This window comes from Nostoc sp. LPT, from assembly GCF_017115165.1.
Taxonomy (GTDB): domain Bacteria; phylum Cyanobacteriota; class Cyanobacteriia; order Cyanobacteriales; family Nostocaceae; genus Nostoc.
In genome coordinates, this window is sequence record NZ_JABXKF010000143.1 from 1 (window position 1) to 8675 (window position 8675).

General features: G+C 40.0%; 5 protein-coding genes. All 5 read right to left on the bottom strand.

The genetic code is table 11. The annotated features are described in order from the left end of the window. Positions 1–125: 125 nt before the first annotated feature. The 5 genes from HWQ58_RS27230 to HWQ58_RS27250 all read right to left on the bottom strand — a co-directional run bounded on the left by HWQ58_RS27230 (position 126) and on the right by HWQ58_RS27250 (position 7714). Positions 126–533 carry a phosphomannose isomerase type II C-terminal cupin domain gene (locus tag HWQ58_RS27230; RefSeq protein WP_292869857.1) on the bottom strand — a complete coding sequence of 136 codons (408 nt, stop codon included), beginning with the start codon at positions 531–533 and terminating at the stop codon, positions 126–128. 175 nt (positions 534–708) lie between these two features. After that, entirely contained in the window at positions 709–2052 is a 1344-nt protein-coding gene (locus tag HWQ58_RS27235; protein WP_292869860.1) for a sorbosone dehydrogenase family protein, read from the bottom strand. A gap of 186 nt (positions 2053–2238) precedes the next feature. After that, positions 2239–3432, bottom strand: coding sequence for an EAL domain-containing response regulator (locus HWQ58_RS27240; RefSeq protein ID WP_292869863.1), 1194 nt, complete (start codon positions 3430–3432; stop codon positions 2239–2241). Positions 3433–3635: 203 nt separating this feature from the next. After that, entirely contained in the window at positions 3636–3974 is a 339-nt protein-coding gene (locus HWQ58_RS27245; RefSeq protein WP_292869866.1) for a hypothetical protein, read from the bottom strand. A 935-nt stretch (positions 3975–4909) separates the two neighbouring features. Beyond that, positions 4910–7714 carry a family 10 glycosylhydrolase gene (locus HWQ58_RS27250; protein ID WP_292869869.1) on the bottom strand — a complete coding sequence of 935 codons (2805 nt, stop codon included), beginning with the start codon at positions 7712–7714 and terminating at the stop codon, positions 4910–4912. Between the last annotated feature and the right edge of the window lie 961 nt (positions 7715–8675).

Below are 8675 nucleotides of genomic sequence, written 5' to 3' on the forward strand. Positions count from 1 at the left end.
TGCTAGATGCAAGTTTTCAGCTTACCTGCTTTGTATACCAATTAGATAGCTAGGGGCCAAACAGGGCATTAGTTATTTCTCCCTCATCTCCCTCATCTCCCTCATCTCCCCCTCATCCCCCGCCCTTACTGACCTTCAGCTACAGGTTTGACCAAATTTAAGTCATAAGGGCGCTCAGTATCATCCTCACCCAAATATTCACCATTTTGAATTTCCAGAATAATTAGCGGTATATGTCCAGGATTTTCTACTTTATGTAGAGTTGCTGAGGGGACATAAGTTGATTCGTTTCGATTGAGTAATATTTCCGCATCGCCACAAGTCACCTTTGCCACACCGGAAACTACAACCCAATGTTCATTGCGGTGATAATGAATTTGTGGTTTAATGCTGTGCCTGGGCTTGATTTCCACACGACTAATTCTATAGGTTTCTCCCTCTTCGATTACCTCCACCTCACCCCAATATCGTGTACCTGAATGTGCAGACAATTCGTTGATATTTGACTGAGTATTATTTTCATTAGGAGTCATAATCAATTTCTCAACCAGATAAGTATTAGTATTTATCAGTAATTTACCGTAAACGAGATAAACCTGGGTACAAAGATGCAGTCACAACATCTTATCTTTCTATAAATAATGACAACTGCTCTAATTTGACCGCAGCTTACAGATTTTATCCCCGAATTTATTAATTTTGAATTGTTCACTCCCCCGTATATTGAATCCGATAAATCCGATTATTGGCTTCTTCTGTCAGTAGTAGACTGCCATCTGGCAACACGAGTAAACCTACAGGTCGTCCCCAAGTGGTTGGTACAGAAGGATTTAGTAAAAATCCTGTAAGAAAGTCTTCGTAGTAGCCAAGCGGTCGCCCTTTAGCATCGAAGGGAACAAATACAATTTTATAACCAGTGCCGCGATCGCGATTCCAAGAACCACGAAAAGCAGCAAAAGCACCATTCTGGTATTTTTTTGGAAACGTTTTACCATCATAAAACTGCAAACCCAATGCTGCTGAGTGCGCCTGGAACAGCACATCTGGCGTTTGAGTCCGGGCTGCTAAATCGGGACGTTTACTTTTGTCATCTGTCTTTTGGCGCGGATCGAGGTTGTTTGGTGTTAGATAAGCATAGGGCCAGCCGTAAAATGCCCCCTGTTTAACGCGTGTCAAATAGTCTGGCACCAAATCATCACCAATTCCATCCCGTTCGTTAACAGTGGCATAAAGTTCCTTAGTTACAGGATGAAAGTCTAAACCAACAGGGTTACGCAAGCCGGAAGCGAAAGTTTGCTGCTCGGAACCATCTAAATTCATCACCTGTATCGAAGCCCGTGGTAGGGGTTCTTCATCTACATTAGTTCCCGATCCAACTGAAATATATAATTTATTGCGATCGGGTGAGACAACGACATTGCGCGTCCAATGATTGTTATAACCTTGAGCGGGCAAGTCGGCGATTTTTTCTCCCTTAGCTGTAATCTTATTTTGACCTTGAGTATAGGGAAAACGCACCACAGCATCTGTATTCCCCAGAAAAAAGGAATTACCTGCAAAAGCCATCCCAAACGGTCGATTGAGTCCATTGTCCCTACTAGCAAAGGTTTCTCGAACGTCGGCTACACCATCAGCATTGCTATCACGCAACAGACGAATGCGATTTTGCCCAGTTTCGGTCACTAAGACATCACCACTAGGGGTTAAAGCTAACCAGCGTGGGGCATCTAAACCTTTAGCAAAGACGTTCACTGTGAAGCCTTGTGGTACACGCAGCACCGGATTTTGGGGAATAGGCACAACTTCAGGCTGCTTGGAGGCGCTTTCTGTTGCGAAGGGTGCTGGTAAATTCTTCAGATTGATTCGGATGGGTGTAGGTGAAATTGCTTCAGTACGGACAATATTTTTTGGCTCTGTAGGATTCTGTGTCAGTTGGGCAGAAGGTACAGATTTTTGAGGTGTAGGATTATCTGAGTTAGCGCGAGTCTGGTTACAGGCTGCTGCCAAGGTCATTAAAAAAACTGGCAGCAAGAAACGCGCAGGGACTTTCATGGTGGTAGATCGCGATACACAACTTTACTTACTCTAGACTTAAGACTTAATAATTGTCGCCAGTCAAAAGTTTGATTTTTCTTAGTTAGTCAACCTATTAACAATTCAAAAATAAAGCACTAGTGACTAAATTTTATTCCCAATGCCCAATGCCCAATGCCCAATATTTACACGTACAAACATTTGTTAATGAAACAAAAAACTTTCAAATTCTGCTGCTGGTAAGGGACAACTAAATAGAAAACCTTGCATAGAATTACAGTTGTGTTTGCGTAAAAAACCTAGTTCTGCTTCTGTTTCTACACCTTCAGCCACTACATCTAGATTGAGATTATGAGCCATCTGAATTAATGCCTTAGCGATGGCTGACTTTTGCGAATCGTTAGCAACATTATGGATAAAATAGCGGTCTATTTTTAATGTGTTAATTGGTAAGTTTTTCAGATAAATCAAAGAAGAGTAACCTGTTCCAAAATCATCGATCGCAATTTTTACACCCAAGGATTGCAATTTGCTCATAGTAGCGATCGCACTATTTACATCTTGCATAATCATACTTTCAGTCAGTTCTAGTTCCAAGTAATGTGGTTCCAACTCATTTACAGCTAGAAAATTGACTATATTATGAATGAAATCTGGTTGATTAAATTCAATTACTGACAGATTTACAGCAACAATCAAAGAACTAATTCCGGCATCGCGCCAGCTTTTAATTTGTTGACATACCCTTTTTAATACCCATTTACCAATTGGAATAATTAAACCTGTAGACTCTGCTAATGGAATAAATTCTGTTGGGTAAATCATCCCCAATTCTGGACTTTGCCAGCGCAATAAACTTTCAGCAGCTACTATTTTTCCAGAAGCAATATCGACTATTGGTTGATAATAAATTTCAAATTCTTGAAAATTATGTTGTTGTATAGCTCGGTGTAAGCTAATTTCTAACAACTGCATTTTTGGAGACAAGTTATTAATTACAGTCTGAGGAGATAAATACCTTTTTAAAGTCGCGTATTTTTCCAACCTGTTCATGATAGCACTTAATAACTCAGATCGAGTGAATGGCTTAGTTATATAGTCATCTGCACCCATATCCATACCTTGACGGAAGTCAGATTTGGCAGATTTGGCAGTGAGAAAGATGAAGGGAATTGTTGCCGTTGATGGATCTTGACGTAATGCTGTTAGCACGCCATAACCGTCAATTTCTGGCATCATCATATCACAAAGAATTAAATCAGGAACTTCGGAGATAGCCAAATTTACCCCGATTCTGCCATTAGCCGCAGCAATAGTTTCAAAATCCTCAGCTTCTAGCAAATCTAAAATGTTTTCACGGACTGCTTCTTCATCTTCTATTATTAAGATTTTGGGCATAACTTACCTCATATTTATATTTTATTTTGTTATTTAAGGACACATCCAGCAAGAATTATTATAAATGTCACTAGACTTAATAATAAATATTTTAACTTTTTAGATATGTACACACTTTTTTAAATTGCTATTTCTCATACAGTACCTGTTATATTAACACCATTTATAGGGTGACAAAATTTTTCAAAAAAATATAGTATATCTTATTGAAAAATACCATTTTTCCAATCTTTAATTTTAAATACGATTTGTCTATATAGATTAAGTAAATTAAAATTTAAAATGCTATCATCTGATAAATATTTAATTGCATTTGAAAACAAGTTAGTCAAAATGTGTGCCAGCATTTTTTTATCCATGCAGCAGGTTACAGATTTATATTGACTGGTGAAAAAAATCAAGCGCCGATAGCCCAGATTCATCTGTATTTGTTCTGGCGATTGTCGGCTATGTTCAACCAAATTGAAGGATGTTGGTCTATACTCTAATTTTCCCACTTCTAACTGGCCAATAATCAACACATCATTCAATATTTCAGTCATGATTATGTGATATTTTGGCGTATTTGTCTGCATGACCCTATTAGACTTACGGTAGAAGTCCAAATCTTCCTCATAAATTTCAATGAAGTTAGTGTATTTGCCTGCCGTAGCTTTACGTACTATAGCGCGTGCTAGTAACCCTTGGGACTTGAGTAATTGTCTCTCAACGAAAATCTGATGTTCTACCTCAAAGGAACCAATACTAGCATTAATTCTAGTTTTTTCTGTTTCTTGTGCTAGTGCTTGACTGATACTTTCAGGAGTAATATTACCAACAATATTACCTTGATTATCTACAACTAGCAGTAGTTTGAATTGCTGCTGTTAAAACCGTGATAGCACTGAGACTGTCTGTAAAAACTCTGGCACATTCAATGTCATGAATAAGGTATGCATAACTTCAGAAGTATTGGCTGTTTTCAAGCTAGTTCTAGAAGCTACAAGCAGTACCACATCATGCTTGGTGAAGTATCTTACTACCTACGAAGATGAAAAAACAAGACACTCTTAACCCATGCTACATTAGTGCGTAAGCCTAGCCCGTTATAGACATAGCATCTACTTTAATAGTGATGTTTTTAACACAATCATCAGTGGCAAACAGTCAATTTTTAACTTTAAGCTTTGTAGCCAAATGAGCTGAGGTAAGGCTTGCATAGATTTTAACGATAGCTATCATCAAATAATAGTTATCTAAAGCTGATTCTCTAAGTATTTTCCAATATTTTGACGCTAAACAAGTAGTAATATTTGGGATACAAACATTACAAAAAGTGTGTTAAGAATTACAAACTAGCTTATATCCAGCTAGTTGGGCATTGGAAAGAGACAAGGGAGACAAGCAAGAGGGGGGAGACAAGGGAGAGATTTATTCAATAATTCCCCCTCATCTCCCCCTGCTCCCCTGCTCCCCTGCTTCCCGCCTCTGTGCCTCTTCACAAAGGACGCAACTGCACCCGCCGTTCGCCATAACGTAATAGCCTTTCTATAGTTACGAGGCGATTTTCCCAAACTTTGACTTGATAGGAATTCGACTTAAGTTCTTGGCTCATCCATACTCGAAATTGAGACTGGAACCGAGTTAGAGAGGCTCTTGCCACGAGTAACTTATTAGCAGAAGGGGAAGCCGCAAGTTGATTTAAAGCACTGCGTAAAACTTCTGCCTGATTGTTAAAATCTGAAATTTTCTCAGCAGACCTCTGGAGTTGGTCATTTTGGAAAACAAATTTCCATTCCCGTTGTAGGGCGGTGTAACGGATGGCAGCAGTTTGAAAAGGCTGGCGGTGAGGAATCGGTTCACTTGTTGTGGATTGAATTTTACCTTGGGTGCTACTAAAGAGTTTTTGGAGATCGTTGCTAAAATTCTCGGCGGCAAATAGTGCATAACCACTAACTGGCAAGTCCCTTACCAACTGGAGTTGATCGAATGCTCCGATTGTTGGCAAAGAAAGTAAGCGAATTCCCGGCACTAACAAGGTAGCTCCTAATTGTTTAGAGGCAATCCAGGGTTGGGCCAGTCGTTGGAACCGAGAAGTATCGAGAGCATAAGTCATGGGAACAATTAAATCTACATCCCCTCGCCTTGCCCAAGTTTCCCAATTTTGTTGAATTTTCTGAATCCGCTCTATTTCTGGCAAAGGAAATACTGCAACCGACAAAATCAAATTCGGTTGCTTTTGTCGCAACTGCTGTGATACTTGGGCGACAAAGCTATCAACTTGCTCGGTGCGAAATGTTGTCCATTTTTGCCACAAGTCTGCTTGGCTAGGAGAAATATTCACTGGATCTACACCAGTAAGTTTCTGAAATTGCGCTCTTGCAGCTTTGCCATAGCCATAAGTTCGACCTGCTGATGGGTCTTGGAAAGGGTAGCGAATGTAGTCTAGCTGTAGACCATCCACGTTATATTTAGTGACGATTTCCTCATACAGCTTGAGCAAGTACTGCCGCACTTCGGGGTTGGCTGGATCGAAGAATGGCTTAGTCTGACCAACGGGAATCATGTTGCCAAGGTTATCGTAGTTTGCCCAATCGGGATGAGCCGCTAGTACTGGCCCTGGATAATTAGGATTAAGGTTGAGAATTTGATTATGACGTTGATTGCCAGCAGCAAAAGTCCACACCCAAGCGTGTAATTCCATGTCTCGCTCATGGGCTAGTTTCACAGCTTCTTCCAGTGGGTTCCACCCACGAATTAATGGGTTTTGCTCTTTTGCGACTTGGCTCGGATAAATTGTATAGCCAGCGTTAACAGTTTCAAAAAAGACGGTATTAATTCCGGCTTGGGCGAGGCGATCAAAAATCTGGGCTAGTCCCGCTTTACTACCAGCACGCACAATTGTCCCCCGATCTAACCAAACTGCCCGAATTTCTGGTTGAGCTAGTCTGCGATCAATAGGAAACTGCTGCCACAAAGTCGTTTTAGCGATCAGCCATTGCTGACGAGCTAGAGCATAGTTTTTTTGAGCAATTAATTGCGGTAAATTTTTGGCAATTAGCCTTGCTTGTGCCAAAGCTTGCTCTTTACTTATGGCTAGCGCCCCCAGTTTGATTGAGGCCAATTGTATTGACTGCTCTTTGAGAGATTGAGGAGTGTAAGTGTTCAAATGCCTAGAAGACTGCTTTTCCTCAGATATGGCTTCACCAACATTAGCCGCATCGGCTAACACCGCTAAATGAGAGCTTTCCACTCGACCAATCAGATTTTCTAGTTCTTGCTGGAGAGCGATCGCTTGATTGTGATCAATCGGCTCATTGGAGTTGGGTGCAACATCCAAACGCACTGCTTGTTCTAATTGGTCAATAGCCTCCTGAGAATTTGGAGGTTTGACCATAGGCAACGTTCTAGGTATAGGAGCAGTGGCAGTTTTAGGAGGAGTAAATGAGGGAGATAAGGAAGATGAACTACTCCTCTGCCCCCCTGCCTCTCTGCTCCCCTGCACTAAGGGTGCAGCCGCCACAGTCGTAGAGCAGCTTTGGGAACCTCCTGCTATTTTTTTGGTGCGATTTGATGGCGCTAGTGCTGTCAAATAGTGATTGACAGTAGTTTTTAACCAGGCATTATCTAACTCGGCTGCTGAGGCTGTATCTGTTCCCCAGCGCCAGCCTAAAAAGGTAGAACGCTCAGTTGTCACTACTGCGGCCGGATTATCTTTGGAATTCCAAACAGCAGGAGATTCAGTGCCCATATCGTTAGGAATCACAACGCCACCGCGCACTTTACCAAAGAGTCCAGTTTGATTTGTCCATTCTGGGATCTTGGTTTTTGCAGCTTGAATCTGTTCTGTGTCACTAAGGCTGAATCCCCAATAACCTCCTAAGAGCGATCGCAATAACTGCCGTACTCCTGGGGATGACAAACTACCTATAGGCCCACTAGCAATCAAACGCCCTCCCTTACTCATCCAGTCTTCTAGAGCGATCGCTTGAGTTGGTGTTAATGTCTCGACGTTTGGTAAAAATAAGACCCGGCGATCGCCCCAATCTCCCCCACTCTTGACATCACTGAGGGAAATTACACAATATTTCATCCCTATTGTCTGTAAGCGATCGCTTATCCCTCTCCATTGATTTGCATTTTCTTGACCATACACTACACTCAATACGGGTTCTTCAGTCGCCGCCGTTACTGGCAAAATACTCAAAAAATTGAAAACTACAATTTCACAACTTAAAATAAATAATCTTCTAGCTTCTTTAATTTTTAAATTTATATCTTTTCGGTTTTCCTGATGCTTCACTAGTGACTCCTCACTTTATTATTAATTAATTTAGTTATTAGTCAGAATTCATTAGTACACAATATAGGACTCTAGTTTGATTCCTGGTAAGTTTACTGAGACGCTCACCCGGATTAGTAAAGCTCATATTTAGCTTTTCAATAATCAAATAGAATTCCTATAAGTTTTTCGTAAAAGTACTTAGTGAATGACCTTCATTAATCTAGCCTATCAAAACCAGTAAAAAATGCCAAGATGGATACTCAAATTGCCAAAATCGATTTTAGATCACTTGTTTACTATTACATTGTAAATTTAATTTCATGGGTGACTAGCTTTGGAGAAAATTTTGCATAGATGTTTGCATAATTGCAGAGAGTTTTCACTTAAACTTAAAATAAAAAATGCCACTTTTATTTTAATTATCTGTTTTTCATGGTTTTTGTGAGTTAAAAAAGTAATACTAGTGCTGCTTGGAACGGTACTAAATAAAGAATAGATTGCATGAATCAATGAGCTTTCACCCTAAGTCGCTCTCCCAAGTTGAAGAGAGCGACTTTGAAATTGGTTTCCCTTCTCCCAATTTTTGGAAAAGGGATTAGGGATGAGGGCAAATTTTGTATTTGCGCAATAGGTCTAATTAGTACTCTTGATAATCACCTTTTTACACAGGGATATCTAGTTTTTAAAGTAGCATTTATAGTAGATGTGAAGCTAATAAATAACCGCAATCACCAGAATTAAGCTAACAATAATTTTTCCGAAATTTATCCAGCATTTTATGTCTAGGTAAAAGACAAGAATTTCAACATTCGCAATTACAACAGTCATAATTAATTAAACGAAAAAAGAAATAATAAATTTATAAATTCAAGCTGAAAAGGTGACAAAGAAGCTAAAAAGCAGATTGGATAAGGAACATAGCACGCAGACCCTTCTGAAAATAGGGTAATTTATTGGGCTTTAAACGCATAAGCTCATG